The organism is Burkholderia territorii, assembly GCF_902833055.1.
Taxonomy (GTDB): Bacteria; Pseudomonadota; Gammaproteobacteria; order Burkholderiales; family Burkholderiaceae; genus Burkholderia; species Burkholderia territorii.
The window spans coordinates 581,009-596,146 of record NZ_CADFEJ010000001.1; the positions used below are offsets into that span (position 1 = coordinate 581,009).

Annotated in this window: 12 protein-coding genes; 2 read left to right on the plus strand and 10 right to left on the minus strand. The window is 66.9% G+C overall.

The window, feature by feature from the left end:
• Nucleotides 1-43: 43 nt before the first annotated feature.
• The 10 genes from HW466_RS02550 to HW466_RS02595 form a co-directional block, all read right to left on the minus strand.
• The gene (locus HW466_RS02550) at nt 44-1,435 is read right to left on the minus strand and encodes an ISNCY family transposase (RefSeq protein ID WP_151003369.1); all 1,392 of its coding nucleotides are present in this window, start codon (nt 1,433-1,435) and stop codon (nt 44-46) included.
• A gap of 454 nt (nt 1,436-1,889) precedes the next feature.
• Nucleotides 1,890-3,335: an NAD-dependent succinate-semialdehyde dehydrogenase gene (locus HW466_RS02555; protein WP_147957057.1), complete on the minus strand. Its 1,446-nt coding sequence runs from the start codon at nt 3,333-3,335 to the stop codon at nt 1,890-1,892.
• A gap of 162 nt (nt 3,336-3,497) precedes the next feature.
• Complete coding sequence (locus tag HW466_RS02560; RefSeq protein ID WP_147957056.1) at nt 3,498-4,817, minus strand: c-type cytochrome; 1,320 nt, start codon at nt 4,815-4,817, stop codon at nt 3,498-3,500.
• Nucleotides 4,818-4,832: 15 nt separating this feature from the next.
• Nucleotides 4,833-7,067 (minus strand): xanthine dehydrogenase family protein molybdopterin-binding subunit, encoded by a 2,235-nt coding sequence (locus tag HW466_RS02565; RefSeq protein WP_151003366.1) that lies wholly within the window; start codon nt 7,065-7,067, stop codon nt 4,833-4,835.
• Nucleotide 7,068: 1 nt separating this feature from the next.
• Nucleotides 7,069-7,524, minus strand: a complete 456-nt coding sequence (locus tag HW466_RS02570; RefSeq protein WP_059467966.1) for a (2Fe-2S)-binding protein — start codon at nt 7,522-7,524, stop codon at nt 7,069-7,071.
• Nucleotides 7,525-7,665: 141 nt separating this feature from the next.
• Complete coding sequence (locus HW466_RS02575) at nt 7,666-7,965, minus strand: putative quinol monooxygenase (protein ID WP_059450300.1); 300 nt, start codon at nt 7,963-7,965, stop codon at nt 7,666-7,668.
• Between the two features lie 93 nt (nt 7,966-8,058).
• The gene (locus tag HW466_RS02580) at nt 8,059-9,117 is read right to left on the minus strand and encodes an NADP-dependent oxidoreductase (RefSeq protein ID WP_059507414.1); all 1,059 of its coding nucleotides are present in this window, start codon (nt 9,115-9,117) and stop codon (nt 8,059-8,061) included.
• 202 nt (nt 9,118-9,319) lie between these two features.
• Nucleotides 9,320-9,940: a TetR/AcrR family transcriptional regulator gene (locus HW466_RS02585; protein ID WP_059507413.1), complete on the minus strand. Its 621-nt coding sequence runs from the start codon at nt 9,938-9,940 to the stop codon at nt 9,320-9,322.
• 123 nt (nt 9,941-10,063) lie between these two features.
• On the minus strand, nt 10,064-11,074 hold the full coding sequence (locus tag HW466_RS02590; protein WP_151003364.1) for a DNA-binding protein: 1,011 nt from the start codon (nt 11,072-11,074) through the stop codon (nt 10,064-10,066).
• 389 nt (nt 11,075-11,463) lie between these two features.
• Complete coding sequence (locus HW466_RS02595) at nt 11,464-12,654, minus strand: helix-turn-helix transcriptional regulator (RefSeq protein ID WP_151003362.1); 1,191 nt, start codon at nt 12,652-12,654, stop codon at nt 11,464-11,466.
• A 281-nt stretch (nt 12,655-12,935) separates the two neighbouring features.
• Between HW466_RS02595 and HW466_RS02600 the strand changes: the two genes are divergently transcribed.
• Both HW466_RS02600 and ribBA read left to right on the plus strand, forming a co-directional pair.
• On the plus strand, nt 12,936-13,874 hold the full coding sequence (locus HW466_RS02600) for an alpha/beta hydrolase (protein ID WP_059507411.1): 939 nt from the start codon (nt 12,936-12,938) through the stop codon (nt 13,872-13,874).
• The gene (gene ribBA, locus HW466_RS02605; RefSeq protein ID WP_151006951.1) at nt 13,871-14,995 is read left to right on the plus strand and encodes a bifunctional 3,4-dihydroxy-2-butanone-4-phosphate synthase/GTP cyclohydrolase II; all 1,125 of its coding nucleotides are present in this window, start codon (nt 13,871-13,873) and stop codon (nt 14,993-14,995) included. The genes HW466_RS02600 and ribBA overlap by 4 nt, the downstream gene beginning before the upstream one ends.
• Nucleotides 14,996-15,138: the final 143 nt, after the last annotated feature.

The window sequence follows — 15,138 nt, forward strand, 5'->3', positions numbered from 1 at the left end:
TCAGCGTTGAAGCGCCGAGCTTGAAGCAGCAGGGCGCTTACGTTCACCCGCGGGCCTTGGCAGACCGCCGCTCAGTTGCTGCTTTTGACGCAACTTCCAGAATCGCCGTTTCCATGTCAGCCACCGTGAACCGGCGGGGTTTCTTCGTGCCGGGTTGCGCTTCATTTGCCCGCACCGGCAGCCCGCGATGCGTTCGCGACGGCGCGGTGCCGATCCGCCGGCTGTCGCGCTGCGCCTGAAACGCTTGCGCCACCTGCAACGCGTGACTCAGCCGCTTGTGGTCCACGATTGCGCCTTGGTCGACCTCAGCCAGCCGGTCATAGGACTGAGCTGCCAGTATCTGACCGGCTGCTCGGATTTCAATCCGACCATCCGGGTACTCCCACACCTCGACGTCGCGATGTATCCACGCTCGATTCCCCGGCGTATCGTCCAGCAGGTACAGCACCCGGTCGTACTGCACCGTCAACGCCTTCGTCACCCGGCGTGTCTCACGCCAGGTCAGCAGCAGATCCAGATCCTCGTCGGATCGCAGCGGCCGATGCGCATCAAAGCCGCTGCGCGGCGGCTTCGCGAAGCGCGCGTTATACATGGCGATGAAGGAGGGCGCATACGCGTTGGCGTCAGCTACCGTGTTGATGCCGCGCAGTCGCATCTCCTTGACCAGCCGATCCTGCAGCGTCAGGTGGGCCCGCTCGACGCGCCCCTTGGCCGAGCTGCTGTTCGCGCAGAACGTGTCGATGTTCAGTTCGTACATCGCTCGGCCGAAGTGCGTCACGCTCTGGCCGGTCTTGCTGGCGCTCGTATTGCGGAACACGCTGTACTTGTCGCTGTAGAACGCCACCGGCTTGCCATGGCGCTCCAGGTACGTTCGCGTGGCCTCGAAGTAGCTGAAGGTCGATTCGGTCGCCGTAAAGTGCAGATGCATCAGCCGGCTCGTCGCATCGTCGACGTACACCAGCAGCGTGCAGGACGGCGCCCGTTCCTCGAACCACCGATGATCGCTGCCGTCGATCTGGATCAGTTCACCCAGGCAAGCCCGGCGCGCTCGCGGTTGATAGACCTTGGGCGGTCGTTGCCGACGCGGAATCCACAGCCCAGCGTCCGTCATCAGCTTCCTGACCGTTTCCTTCGACAACTGCAGCCCGTGGCATTCCCACAGCTTCTCGCAAGCCAGCGTCGGCCCGAAATCGGCGTAGCGCTCACGAATCAGGCTCAAGGCACGGTGCGCCAGATCCTCGGGCAATTGATGGTTGCTGGCGTGGCCACGGCGCTGCGAAATCAGTCCAGCCGGCCCCGCAGCACGATATCGGGTGACCAGCCGTTCAATCTGCCGTCGACTGATCCCGAGCCGCTCCGCGGCTCGCCAAGGCATCAGACGCTGCTCGATCACGGCTTCCACGACCTTCAGACGATCCAGTTCCCGCATGCTCATGGTGATCAGTCCAGGTTGGCCCACGATGCGCTCCAGCAGTTCAAACCGCCGCCAGCATGCGCCGAAACCCTCGAACCACGACATTTCAACTTTGCCCAGATGCGACATTACAACTTTGCTCCCACAATCAAAATCTGCGCTAATTCATGTTATGTAAAATCATGTCGGTATGCACCAAACGCTTCGCCAGCTTCCACTCGTCCACATGATCGCCCAACACGTCGATGCGACTTCCAGGCGACCGCACCTGAAAACTCTGCAAACACTCAACCTCTCGCGATCGGCGGTAGCCTCCGGCGAATCGAACCGGTTATGCAGCCTGCTGCGGAATCGTATCGCCGCCGAGGCAACCCACAAACAACAAAGCCGAGCAAAACGCCCGGCCCTCGTCAACGCTGCGCCGCGTGCGTACCGCGCAAGCCGCGGCACGCACGTGGTCAAACGCGAACGATCGTCAGACCGCCATCACCGTCACCGACTTCGTGACGAGGTACGGTTCCAGCGCTTCCGGCCCGCCTTCCGAGCCGTAGCCCGAATCCTTCACGCCGCCGAACGGCATTTCCGGCCACGGCGTCGCGGGCTGGTTGATCCACAGCATCCCGACTTCGAGGCGCTGCGTCAGCAGGTGCACGTTCGCGAACGAACGCGTGAACGCGTAGCCGGCCAGCCCGAACGGCAGACGGTTCGCCTCGGCGATCGCGTCCTCGAGCTTGTCGAAGCCGCGAATCGCCGCGACCGGGCCGAACGGCTCGTTGTTGAACACGTCGGCCTCGAGCGGCACGTTCGCGATCACCGTCGGCGCGAAGAAGTTGCCTTCCGAGCCGATGCGCTCGCCGCCGGTCTCGATGCTCGCGCCGACCTTGCGCGCGTTCTCGACGACGGACGCCATCGCGGTCAGCCGGCGCGGGTTCGCCAGTGCGCCGAGCGTGGTGCCTTCCTCGAGGCCGTTGCCGACCTTTAGCCCCTGCGCATGCTGGACCAGCGCGCGCGTGAATTCGTCGCGAATGCTGTTGTGCACGAGGAAACGCGTCGGCGAAATGCATACCTGGCCGGCGTTGCGGAACTTCGCGCCACCGGCGGCCTTCACCGCCAGCGCGACATCCGCGTCCTCGGCGACGATCACCGGCGCGTGGCCGCCCAGCTCCATCGTCGCGCGCTTCATGTGCTGGCCCGCGAGTGCCGCGAGTTGCTTGCCGACCGGCGTCGAGCCCGTGAACGTCACCTTGCGGATCACCGGGTGCGGAATCAGGTACGACGAGATTTCTGCCGGATCGCCGTACACCAGACCGATCACACCGGCCGGCACGCCCGCGTCGACGAACGCGCGCAGCAGCGCGGCCGGCGACGCCGGAGTTTCTTCCGGCGCCTTCACGAGGAACGAGCAGCCGGTCGTGAGCGCGGCGCTGAGCTTGCGCACGACCTGGTTGACCGGGAAATTCCACGGCGTGAACGCCGCGACCGGACCGACCGGCTCCTTCACGACGGTCTGCTGCGCGCCGAGATTGCGCGGCGGGACGATCCGGCCATATACGCGGCGGCCTTCGTCCGCGAACCATTCGATGATGTCGGCTGCCGACAGCACTTCGACACGCGCTTCCGTCAGCGGCTTGCCCTGCTCCTGCGTCATCAGCTGCGCGATCGTGTCGGCGCGCTCGCGCACCAGCGCGGCCGCCTTGCGCATCGTCGCCGCGCGCTCGTGCGCGGGCACCTTGCGCCATGCTTCGAAACCGCGCTGCGCTGCGGCCAGCGCGCGGTCGAGATCGGCGATGCCCGCGTGGGCCACCTTGCCGATCGTCTTGCCCGTCGCCGGGTTCACGACTTCGATCGTCTTGCCGCTCGCGGCGTCGACCCACTCGCCGTCGATCAGCAGTTGTGTATCCGTATAAGTCACGTTAGCCATCCAGACACCCCAGTTTTGCGTCGATAAATCGCGCGCTGCCGCGAACGGTCGCGCGCCGGTTGACAGAAAGCACTGCGTCGCCGGGGCGCCCTGCACCCGGCGACGTTCGGCGACGCGCACGCGGCACGCATGCACGTCGTCATCCGCCACGTACGGCCGCGCTCAGCGCGCAGCCGCCGTCGCCTTGCGGAGTTTCGCGACGTCCGCCGCCTGCACGGCCGGCGCGCCGTTGTTCCAGCCGGCGCGCATGAACGTCAGCACGTCGGCGATCTGCTGGTCGTTCAGCTGGTTCGCGAACGCCGGCATCGGATACGCGGACGGCACGCCGCCGATCACGAGAGACTCGCTGCCGTTCAACGTCACGTTGATCAGCGACGATGCATCGGCCTCGAGCACGTTCGGATTGCCCGCCAACGGCGCGAGCAGCGGCGCGTAGCCTCGACCGTCCGCGCCATGGCAATTCAGGCAGTAAGCGTTATACACCTTTGTGCCCGGATCGTTCGCCGGCCGGCCCAGCGCGACCTGGGTCGGCTTCGGATCATAACGGTAAGGCGGCGCGCCCGTGCCGCCCGCCGCCGGCAGCGATTTCAAATAGCGGGACATCGCCGCGAGATCGTCGTCGGTCAGTTCCTGCGTGCTGTGATTGATCACGCTGACCATCGAGCCGAACGCGGTCGCATGCCGGTTCGCGCCGGTCTTCAGGAATTGCGCGACATCGGCATCGCTCCAGCGGCCGAGCCCGGTATTGTGCTCGCCGGTCAGGTTCGACGCGAACCAGTTGTCGATCGACGCGCCCGACAGGAACGCCGACCCGCTTTCGTCCAGCGCCTTTTCCTGAAAGCCGACGCCGCGCGGCGTATGGCACGACCCGCAGTGCCCGAGCCCCTGCACGAGGTATGCACCGCGGTTCCACGCCGCATCCTTCGCTGGCTTGTCGGTGTACGGCGTCGTGTCCAGGAACACCGCGTTCCACAGCGCCAGCGGCCAGCGCATGTTCAGCGGCCACGGAATGTCGGACGCCCGGTTCGCCTGCTTCACCGGTTCGACGCCGTGCATGAAGTACGCGTAAAGCGCCTTCACGTCGTCGTCGCGCAGCTTCGCGTACGACGGATACGGCATCGCCGGATACAGGTGATGGCCGTCCTTCGCGACGCCCGAGCGCAGCGCACTCGCGAACTCGGCCTCCGTATAGCCGCCGATGCCCGTGTCCGGATCGGGCGTGATGTTGGTCGTGTAGATCGCGCCCATCGGCGTGACCATTTTCAGGCCACCGGCGAACGGCGCGCCGCGCGGCGCGGTGTGGCACGCCACGCAGTCGCCCGCTTTCGCGAGATAGGCGCCGCGTGCGACAAGTGCGCTTTCGGCCGGTGCGGTTTGCGCGGCATGCGCGGACGTGCCGGCCACCAGCGCGGCCAGCGCGAGCAACGAAGTGCCGAGCGTGCGAACGGCGCGATTCAGACTGTTCGGGGTAAGGTTTCGCATCGTGTGCCGCTCCCGTCAGGCCGTCTTCAGTTGATTGCCGACCGGGAGCTTGCGCAGCCGCGTGCCGGTCGCCGCGAAGATCGCGTTCGACAGTGCCGCCGCGGTCGCGGCGGTCCCCGGTTCGCCGATTCCGCCGGGCGCCTCGGCGCTCTTCACGAGATGCACGTCGATCGGCGGCGTCTCGTTGATGCGCATCATCCGGTAGTCGGTGAAGTTGCTCTGCACGACGCGGCCGTCCTCGATCGTGATCTCGCCATACAGCGCGCCCGTGATCCCGAAGATGATGCCGCCCTGCACCTGCGCCTCGATCGTGCCGGGATTCACGGCCATTCCGCAGTCGACCGCGCACACGGCACGCTTGACCTGCACTTCGCCGCCCTCCACCGCGACGTCGATGACGATCGAGAAAAAGCTGCCGAACGCATGCATCACCGATACGCCGCGCCCTTGCCCCTTCGGCAGCGGCGTGCCCCAGCCGGCCGCCTTCGTCGCGACGTCGAGCACGTTCAGCGCGCGCGGCGTCTTGCCGAGCAGCGCGCGGCGATACTGCACCGGATCGGTCTTGGTCTGCGCGGCCAGCTCGTCGATGAAGCTCTCGACGACGAAGGTGCTGCGCGTCGGGCCGACGCCGCGCCAGAATGCGGTCGGCACGTGACGCGGCTCCTTCCGCACGTAATCGATCAACTGGTTCGGCAGGTCGTACGGCAGGTCGGTCGCGACTTCGACTGCGTCGGGATCGACACCGTCCTTGAATGCGGGCGGTGCGAAGCGCGCGAGGATCGACGAACCGACGATCCGGTGCTGCCACGCGATCGGCTTGCCGTTCGCATCCAGGCCGGCGGAAATCCGGTCGTAGTAGTAAGGCCGATACATGTCGTGCTGGATGTCTTCCTCGCGCGTCCAGACCACCTTGACCGGCCCGTTGACCTGCTTGGCGATCTTCACCGCCTGGCCGATCATGTCCGTTTCGAGCCGCCGGCCGAAGCCGCCGCCGAGCAGGTGGTTGTGCACGACGATCTTGTCGGGCGCGAGGCCCGTGAGTTGCTGCACCGTGTCGCGCGCCCGCGTCGGCACCTGCGTGCCGACCCAGATCTCGCAGCCGTCGCCGCGCACGTGCACCGTGCAGTTCACCGGCTCCATCGTTGCGTGTGCAAGGAGCGGCTGTTCGTAGACTGCGTCGATGCGCGTCTTCGCATTCGCGAACGCGCGGCCGACGTCGCCGTCCTTGCGCGCGACGGCGCCCTTTCCGTTCGCGGCAGCCTGCGCGAGATCGGCGACGATGTCCTTGGTCGATACCTTCGCGCCCGCGCCCTCGTTCCACTTCACGACGAGCGCCGACGCGCCGCGCTTCGCGGCCCACGTGTGATCGCCGACCACCGCGACCGCGTTGTCCGCGCGCACGACCTGGCGCACACCGGGAATCTTCCGCGCGGCCGTATCGTCGACGCTCGCGACCGTGCCGCCGAACACCGGGCTGTTCACGATCACCGCGTACAGCATGCCGGGCAGACGCACGTCGAGCCCGAACTGCGCGGTGCCGTCGACCTTCTCCGGCGAATCGAGCCGCTTCACCGGCTTGCCGATCAACTTGAAGTCGGCCGGCTGCTTCAGTGCGACGTCCTTCGGCACCGGCAGCTTCGACGCGGCGTCCGCAAGCTGGCCGTACGATGCGCGCCGGCCGCTCGCGGGATGCCGCACTTCGCCGTTTTCCGCGACACAGGTGGCCGGATCGACGCTCCATTGCTTGGCCGCCGCGGAAACCAACAGCGTGCGCGCGGTCGCACCCGCGCGGCGCAGCGGTTCCCACGCGTAGCGCACCGACGTCGAGCCGCCGGTCAACTGGCCGCCGAGCAGCGGATCGAGGAACAGCTTCTCGTTCGGCGGCGCATGGTCGAGCGTGACGTTCGACAGCGGCACTTCGAGTTCCTCGGCGATCAGCATCGGCAGCGCCGTGTAGACGCCCTGCCCCATCTCGACCTTCGGCATCACCAGCGTGACCTTGCCGCTGCGGTCGATCTGCACGAACGCATTCGGCGCGAAGACGCCGGCGCGCGCATTCTCGTCCGCATCGCCGCCGATCACCGAGCGCCGTGCATCATCGCCCGCTGCCGGCATGCTGAAACCGAGCAGCAAGCCGCCGCCCGCCGCCGCGCCGAGCGACATGCCCGCCTTCAGGAACGAACGGCGCGACACGCCCGCGCCAGCCGCTTTCCCGGCGGCCTTCCCTGCTTCGATGAGTCCTCGCGACATGTCACGCCCCCTTCGCGGCTTGCTTGACCGCCGCGCGAATCCGGTTGTACGTGCCGCAGCGGCAGATGTTGCCGGCCATTGCCGCGTCGATGTCCGCGTCGCTCGGGTTCGGGTTCGACGCGATCAGCGCCGTGGCCGCCATCACCTGCCCGGACTGGCAGTAGCCGCACTGGACGACGTCGATCTCGCGCCACGCTTGCTGAACCTTCTGGCCGGCCGGCGTCGCACCGACGGCTTCGATCGTCGTGATCCTGCGGCCCGCGACGGCCGCGACCGGCAGCACGCACGAGCGCGCGGCGACGCCGTCGAGATGCACGGTGCAAGCGCCGCATTGCGCGATCCCGCAGCCGAATTTCGTGCCGGTCAGGCCGACGACGTCGCGCAGGACCCACAGCAGGGGCATGTCGTCGGGCGCATCGACCGTGCGGTTCTCGCCATTGATATTGAGGGTGACCATTCAGACTCCGGAGCCTGTGTATTGGGGGAACGGCGCGATCGATACGCTGCGCCGCGTTGTCGTTGTCATTGCCGTCGCGTCATGCGTGACGGCGGTCGCGCGGCGCGGGCGGGAACGCGCCGCGACAGCGGTGCTGCATCGTCACTCGGCCACGTCGATGCCCGACAGCACCTTGATGACGGGCGGTGCCGAGAACCAGTCGGCCGACTTCACGCGGAATGCCGTGAAATGCGGGCTGGCGAGATGCGCGTCGAACGCGGCCTGGTCGTCGTAGATCTCGTACAGATGCAGGTTCGGCGAACCGTCCTGCTCGCGGAACAGGTCGTAGCGCCGGTTGCCCGGTTCGACGCGCGTCTTGGCGACCATGCCGCGCAATTCGGCCTCGGCGGCCTGCGCGTGTTCGGGTTTCAGGAACAGGGAAGCAATCACGTGAAGCGCCATCTTGTCACTCCTTTCGAAACGGAATCGAGCATGCCACAAGCCGGCGTCTCGCGACGCCAGCATGCAATCGTCGTGTGTCGTGTTGCGCCAGTGTCAGGCCAGCTCGTCCGGGCCGACGCGCACGACGACCTTGCCGAAGTTCTTGCCGGCGAGCAAGCCGATCAGTGCCTGCGGTGCATCGGCCAGGTCGGGGACCACGTCTTCGAGCGTCTTCACCTTGCCCTGCGCGACCCACTCGCTCATCTCCTTCAGGAAAGATGCATAGCCGGTCGCATAGTGATCCAGAATGATGAAGCCCTGCATCCGGATGCGCTTGCGCAGGATCGTGCCCATCAGCGCCGGCACGCGGTCGCGGCCGCCCGATACCGCGGTGTCGTCGTACGCCGCGTCGTTGTAATGCGCGATGATGCCGCACACCGGCACGCGCGCATGATCGTTGAGCAGCGGCCACACCGCATCGAATACGGCACCGCCGACGTTCTCGAAATAGACGTCGATGCCGTTCGGGCAGGCCTCTTTCAACCTGGCGGCAAACTGCGGATCGCGGTGATCGACACACTCGTCGAAGCCGAGCGTGCCCTTCACGTACGCAACCTTCTCGGCGCCGCCCGCGACGCCGACCACGCGGCAGCCCTTCAGCTTCGCGATCTGGCCGACCACCGCGCCGACGGCTCCACTCGCGGCGGCCACGACGACGGTTTCGCCGGCCTTCGGCTCGCCGATCTTCAGCAGCCCGGTGTAAGCGGTGAACCCCGGCATGCCGAGCACGCCGAGCGCGTGCGACGGATGCGGGAAGTCGCGGCCGAGCGCGATGAGATCGCTGCCGTCGGACAGCGAATAGTCCTGCCAGCCGCCGCCCGCGACGACCAGGTCGCCTTCGCGATACGCGGGCAGGTTCGACGCCACGACGCGGCTGACCGTGCCGCCGACCATCACGTCGCCGAGCGCGACCGGCGGCGCATACGACGGCGCGTCGCTCATCCGGCCGCGCATGTACGGGTCGAGCGACAGCCAGACCGTGCGCAACAGCACCTGGCCGGGACCGGGCACCGGCACGTCGCCGGTTTCGGTACGGAAGTCGTTCGGGGTAGGCGCGCCGACCGGGCGCGCGTTCAGGATGATTCTGCGGTTTGCTGCCTTGCTTTGCGGCATGGGACCTCCGTCAACGGGAAGGGACGTGCACGGGGCACGAACGGATCAACCTGGACAACCGTGATGCGCGAGGCTGCGTGTCGTGCCGGAAATTCGGCCGACGGAGCCGCGCCCTCGCTATTCAAACAACGGGATTTCAGCGTAAGTAGACCAGTCGTCTAGCATTCATTCAAAAAACAAGGCGCGCCTGCGCGCGCCCACGTTACGACTGCGCTCCGTCTGGCTCGATGGACGGCAGATTCAGCATCCGCCGGGTCTCCAGCATCGCGCGTTCGAGCGGTTTGCGGTTCCGGTGGATCTTCTCCAGCAGCGTGGCACCCAGCCACAACTCATAGAGAATCGCCGCCGTATGCGCCGGATCGTCGACGCCGCTCAGCGAACCGTCGGCCAGCCCGGCCTCGATCCCGCCCGCGAGCCGCTCGATGATCTGGCCGGTGCCGCGCCGCAAGACCGCGCGCATCGACTCCGACAGATCGGACACTTCCGCGCCGAGCTTCACCGCGAGGCACTTGCCTTCCGGATCGTCCGCGCACTGCGTGTGCAGCCAGTTGCCCCAGTACGTCATCAGGCGCTGCGCGCCCGTGCCGGCCTGATGGCCCAGCAGGTTGTCGAGATGCGCGAGATAGCCTTCGAAATACGATTCGAGCAGCGCCTCGCCGAACGCCTCTTTCGAGCCGAAATAATGGTAGAACGAGCCCTTCGGGATGCCCGCCGCGGCGAGTATCTCGTTCAGACCGACCGCCGAGAACCCCTTGTGGAGCATGATCGGCTTCGCGATATTCAGGATGTGCTGGCGGACTTCCGCGCCTGAAGATGCATTCATGATGGCGTATCTTAGCAACGATTAGACCGGTCGTCTAGCAACGTCGAGCCGGCAAGTTGAGCCGCACTTTACCCGAATCGCGCCATGCCGCGGATGCGTTGTGGCCGCACCGTGGCGCCCATGTCACGCGGGTTTGGGAACGCGCTTCCTGGCGACCGGTTTCGCGACGCGCAGGCCGCCGCCCGCCGAGCGACCAGGCGCCCTGCGCACGACGGTCCGCGATGCACGCTCGGCCCGCAATGCATCGAGCTCGCCGACATACGCGACGTTGGCCGCGCGCATGCCGTCGAGCTGGCCTTCGAGCACCGCGCAGCGGCGTTGCGCATCGGCCAATTGCCCTTGCAGCGCCGCGAGATCCGTGCGGTGCTGCGTCTCGCGCTGTTCAGCGCGCATCGCGGCCGCGTCGAGTTCCTTTTGAACGCGTGCAGCCGCGAGCCGTTCGCGGTCGATTTCCTGAAGCGCCCGTTTCTCCGATGCGCGCAGGCGTTCCTCGGCGCGGCCGGCGTCGTCGCGCAACCGGTCGAGCTGCGACGTGAAATCGGCGCGCGCTTGCGCCAGCGCGCGATCGGCGTCCGCATTGTCGGACTTCAGCCGTTCGACCTCCGCCTGCAACGCGCGGCGCGATGCGTCGTCGGCCGCCCTCGCCTGCTCGAGTTCCTGGATGCGCACCTGGGCCGCCAGCAACGCGCTCGTGCGGTGCTCGAGCGCGGTTTCGGTGCGGGACAGGTCGGCCTGCGATGCGGCGACTTCCGCTTTCGCCGCCGCCCGCTCGGCTTCGACTTCGGCGCGTAGCGCATCGAGCGCTGCGGCGGCATCGGCAGTCGAGCGGCTCCACAACGCGGCGACGAGATCACCGGCCGCCGCCTGCAGGTCGGCCGGCAAGTCGGGATGCTCGATGCGTACGCGGCTCTTTTCCCGCAACTCGGCCCAGAACTCTGCGAGGACGGCCGTCGGCGTGCTCATGCTGCCCTTGCGCACGAGCTGGTAAAGGCGGTTCGCGGTGGGCGTGATGCCGAAGCGGAAGAACATCAACGCGCAGACCTCGCGATACAGCTCGCGGGTTTTCGGGAAATCGGCCTTCAGGCGGTCGATTTCGGCGGTCAAGCGGGATTCGTCGGCGGCGAGGTCGGACATGGCGGGTCACGTTGAGAATTTTGTGAATAATATAACGTAAACCGTTAGATATCCAATTATCCTCGGCATATAGTTTGACATTATTTCTATAATGTTGAGATTTATCGGTTGCGCTTCGTGATTTGCGAACGACGCGCGGGCACGCCGACCTCTTCTGGATCATCAAGCGGCTCCGAGAGTCGTCACGACGCGCGCGGCATCGTGATGCGCAATGACTGAAACGTTCGACGCCCGCCCAGTGAGAGCGCATGAAACGAAAGAGGCTCGCACCGCGCGAGCCTCTTCTTCATGATGCAGCGATCGCCGCAGCGCAACGCATCACATCGCACCGCCAACCGCAGTCGATGGATCAGCGAACAAATCCACACGCGATCGACGTACCGCCCCGTTCAACCGAGCGGCACGACGCTCCCCAGCAGGATCCGCACGAGCGTCGCCTGGCGCGTCACGCCCGTCTTCGAAAAGATCGCGCGCAGGTGCGTGCGCGCCGTGTTCTTGCTGATCCCCGACTCCTCCGCCGCCTCTTCGAGCGTCAGCCCGTTCGTCAGCAGCAGCGCGAGCGACGTCTCGGCCGGCGTCAGGTCGAACAGCTTGCGGATGATTTCCTGCGCGCCCTGCGGCTTGCGGTCCGGGTCGCGCAGGAACAGCGTGACGGCCGGCCGGCGCTTGTTGTCCTCCGACCAGTCCGACAGCAGCACGGTGCGCACCAGCAACCCGAGACGCGGCTTGTCGAAACTGCGCGTGATCGGCATCGCCTCGACGGTCGCCGCCGCCGTGCCGTGATGACCCATCACCGCATGGCGGATCAGCCGCTTGAGCGTGCGGTTCTCCTGCGCATCGGTCGCCTCGATCGTGCCGCGCGCAATCGTCAGACCGTTGTTCTGCTTGAGGATCTCGTCGGCGACGCTGTTCATGTCGATGATCGTGCCGTTCTCGTCGAGCGTGATCGTGCCGATCTGCATCCGGTTGATCGCGTTCGCGTAGATCGACCGTTCGACCTCGGCCGTGTCGAGCCGCGAATGCAGCTCGACCGCCCGCTTCAGATGCGGCAGCAGCAGCGCGCAGATCGCCTTGTCGCGCGCGGAGAACTGCTTGGACGCATGGTTGCGGCACACACGAAAGCGGCATTCGACGCCCGACGGCGTGCGCAGATCGGCGCCGAGGATATAGCGCACGTCCTGCGGCTTCAGGAACTGCTTGTACAGCTCGCTCGACAGCCAGCCCGTATCGCCGAACACGTCATCCACCGTGACCACGCGATCGGCCGGCAGGCCGACGAACGGGTCGAGCGAATAGTAGTAATTGTTGTACGACGCCTCGCCGTCACCCGGCACGACCGGGCCGAATTCCGACGCATGCACGGACAGCGGCGCGCGGCGATCGCTCGCGGCGGCGCGCAGGATCAGTGTCACGTAGTTGGCCTGCAGCAACCGGCGAACCAGCTCGAGCGCCCCCGCCCACGGCGGCGTTTCCAACGGTCCCTGGTAGATGCGCGCCATCAGTTCGCTGAAATCCGCGACGCCGATGCCGGCCTCCTCACTTGTTGACTGGCTCTCTTGCGTAGCCCATCTCGTCTCCATCAGCACGCTCCATCCTCCATGCAACTTGTGTCCGGTGCGATTCATCCGCGCCGCCATGATTAAGACGCGTCTTAATTCGGACGTCATCGGGACATTCACTGAATGGTGAGCTTTGGCCAATCGGACGCGCGATCCATCGTCCGATCGGATGATGTGGCGCCCTGCCCGCTGCGCTGGAATGCCCGTCAGGCCGTTCCGGCAAGCGTCCGGCGCGGCCTCAGGGAAAACCGCGACGCGGGTTTACCTGATTCAGACCGCATCCGATTCAGACAGGAGTTCCAATGCCGCTCGACCCTCAGGCGCAAGCGCTGCTCGCCGCGCTCGCCCAAGCGCCCGCGATCGATTTCGATCAACTGACCGTGCCTGCGTACCGCGCGAGCCTCGCCGCAGGCAGCGCGTTCGCGCCCGGCGACGCGGTCGCCGCCGAAGAGGACTGGCGGATCCCGGCACCGGGCCGTCAGTTGTCCGCACGACTGTATCGACCCGATGCCGGCGGGCCGTTGCCGCTGACCGTGTTTTTCCACGGCGGCGGCTTCGTCGCATGCGGTATCGATTCCCACGCGAACGTGTGCCGCAGCCTTGCCGCGCGGGCACGTACGCTCGTGCTGTCGGTCGACTACCGGCTCGCGCCGGAAGCGCGCTTCCCGGCGGCTGCTCAGGACGCATGCGATGCCGTGCGCTGGGCCGCCGCCAGTGCGCGCGATCTCGGCGCACGGGCCGGCGCGCTCGCCGTGGCCGGCGACAGCGCGGGCGGCAATCTGGCTGCGGTCGCCGCATTGCAGTTACGCGGGTCGGGCATCGCGATCGCGCACCAGTTGCTGCTGTATCCGGTCGTCGATTGCGCGACCGAGCATCCGTCGTACGAATCGCTCGGCGACGGCTATTTCCTGACGGCCGACGCGATGCGCTGGTTCAAGCGCCAGTATTTCGACGACGGCGCCGAGCGCGCATCGCCGCTCGCGAGCCCGCTCGCGGTGGCGGACTTGTCGGGCGCGGCGCCGGCCACGATCGTGAGCGCGGAGTTCGATCCGTTGCGCGATGAAGCCGAAGCGTATGCACTGCGGCTCGCGCAGGCCGGCACGCCGGTCTCGCTCGTGCGCTGGCCGGGGCAACTGCACGGCTTCGCGAGCATGCTCGGCGCGGTCGATGCGGCCGATCGCGTGCTGAGCTTCGGCGCCGACGCGCTGCGTCGCGCATTCGATGCGACGGAGGCGCAATGACGCTCGCCACGACGCTCGAAATCGTCGACGAGTTGCGCGCGGGACGAATGATCCTGCTCGTCGACGAAGAGGATCGCGAGAACGAAGGCGACCTCGTGATCGCCGCCGATCACGTGACGCCCGACGCGATCAACTTCATGGCGCGTTTCGGGCGCGGGCTGATCTGCCTGACGCTGACCGCCGAGCGCTGCGAGCAGCTGCGTCTGCCGCCGATGGCCGATCGCAACGGCACGCCGTTCGGCACCGCGTTCACCGTCAGCATCGAGGCTGCCGAAGGCGTGACGACCGGCATTTCCGCAGCCGATCGGGCGCGGACGATCCGCGCGGCGGTCCGTGCGGGCGCGCGCCCCGACGATCTCGTGCAGCCGGGCCACGTGTTTCCGATCGCGGCACGCCCGGGCGGTGTGCTGGTGCGCGCGGGGCACACCGAGGCCGGCTGCGATCTCGCGGCGCTTGCCGGGCTCACGCCCGCGTCCGTGATCTGCGAGGTGATGAACGACGACGGCACGATGGCGCGGCTGCCCGAGTTGAAGGCGTTCGCCGCGCATCATGGGTTGAAGATCGGCACGATCGCCGATCTGATCCATTACCGCCGCGAACACGAATCGCTCGTCGAACGCGTTGGCGAGCGGCCGCTGCATACGCCGTGGGGCAGGTTCCGCGCGATCGAGTATCGCGACACCGTGCAGGGCGCGCCGCATCTGGCGCTCGTGCGCGGCGAGCCCGATCCGTCAACGCCCGTGCTGACGCGCGTGCATGAATGCCATTCGCTGCTCGACCTGCTCGACGCGGAACCCTCCGCGCATTCGTGGCCGCTGCACGCGGCGCTGCAGCGGATCGATGCGGCCGGCTGCGGCGTCGCGGTGCTGCTCGACTGCGACATGCGCGGCGACGCGATGCGAACGCCCGCCGGCCACGCACGCCGCGACGGCCGTGTGACGGGGATCGGATCGCAGATCCTGCGGGACCTCGGCGTGCGGCGGCTGAACGTGCTGTCGAGCCCGTTCCGGCTGCCGGCGTTGTCGGGGCACGATCTGGAAATCATGGCGTTCATCCCGCTCGGCGACGACGATCCGGAAAGCGCGCGCGCCGCCGACGCGAGCGAGCTGCGGGCGGCGTGAAGCCGGGCTGGCGAGCACGGGCCGCCCGTCCGTTCGCCGATCCACGGGCTTTCGCTCGACAGGTTATCGCTTGTTTTTTGTAATTACAGTCTAGCGTTTGTATTTTGACGATACATACCATAGACTGTATTTTTCGATTACAA